We start from the raw sequence: 1,262 nt of genomic DNA on the forward strand, positions 1-1,262 counted from the left end.
GGTGTAGCGGTGAAATGCGCAGATATCAGGAGGAACACCGATGGCGAAGGCAGGTCTCTGGGCTGTAACTGACGCTGAGAAGCGAAAGCATGGGGAGCGAACAGGATTAGATACCCTGGTAGTCCATGCCGTAAACGTTGGGCACTAGGTGTGGGGGACATTCCACGTTTTCCGCGCCGTAGCTAACGCATTAAGTGCCCCGCCTGGGGAGTACGGCCGCAAGGCTAAAACTCAAAGGAATTGACGGGGGCCCGCACAAGCGGCGGAGCATGCGGATTAATTCGATGCAACGCGAAGAACCTTACCAAGGCTTGACATATACTGGACCGCCTCAGAGATGGGGTTTCCCTTCGGGGCTGGTATACAGGTGGTGCATGGTTGTCGTCAGCTCGTGTCGTGAGATGTTGGGTTAAGTCCCGCAACGAGCGCAACCCTCGTTCTATGTTGCCAGCACGTTGTGGTGGGGACTCATAGGAGACTGCCGGGGTCAACTCGGAGGAAGGTGGGGATGACGTCAAATCATCATGCCCCTTATGTCTTGGGCTTCACGCATGCTACAATGGCCGGTACAAAGGGTTGCGATACTGTGAGGTTGAGCTAATCCCAAAAAGCCGGTCTCAGTTCGGATTGGGGTCTGCAACTCGACCCCATGAAGTCGGAGTCGCTAGTAATCGCAGATCAGCAACGCTGCGGTGAATACGTTCCCGGGCCTTGTACACACCGCCCGTCAAGTCACGAAAGTTGGTAACACCCGAAGCCGATGGCCTAACCCCTTGTGGGAGGGAGTCGTCGAAGGTGGGATTGGCGATTGGGACTAAGTCGTAACAAGGTAGCCGTACCGGAAGGTGCGGCTGGATCACCTCCTTTCTAAGGAGCTCAACTTTTTGGTTGGCCGCTTTCGCATACGAGTGTTATGTGGGTGGTTTGCTCATGGGTGGAATATTGGTTTTGGTTGTTGGATGAGGCGCATTGTTGGGTTTTGAGGCTGCAAGCTGTTGTTTGTTGTCTTGTTTTTGCCTGGCGCATTGGATGGTTCGACTGTTGTGGTTGTTCTTGATGGTGTGGGTGGGTTGTTGTTTGAGAACTGTATAGTGGACGCGAGCATCTTCTGGAAACTGCTCAATGAACTCTTTGTGGGTTTGTTGTGTGTTTCTTTGATTTTGTCAAACTTAGATATTTTTGAATGATCTTTGATTATTTGTGTGTTTTGTAAGTTATTAAGGGCACACGGTGGATGCCTTGGCATCAAGAGCCGATGAAGG

General features: G+C 52.1%; 1 rRNA gene. It reads left to right on the top strand.

Annotated features, from left to right (window positions below):
* A 16S ribosomal RNA gene (locus ACFR81_RS10895) occupies window positions 1-867 on the top strand; the annotation flags it as partial.
* Window positions 868-1,262 lie beyond the last annotated feature (395 nt).

The sequence above is a fragment of the Rothia amarae genome (assembly GCF_042677725.1).
Lineage (GTDB): Bacteria > Actinomycetota > Actinomycetes > Actinomycetales > Micrococcaceae > Rothia > Rothia amarae.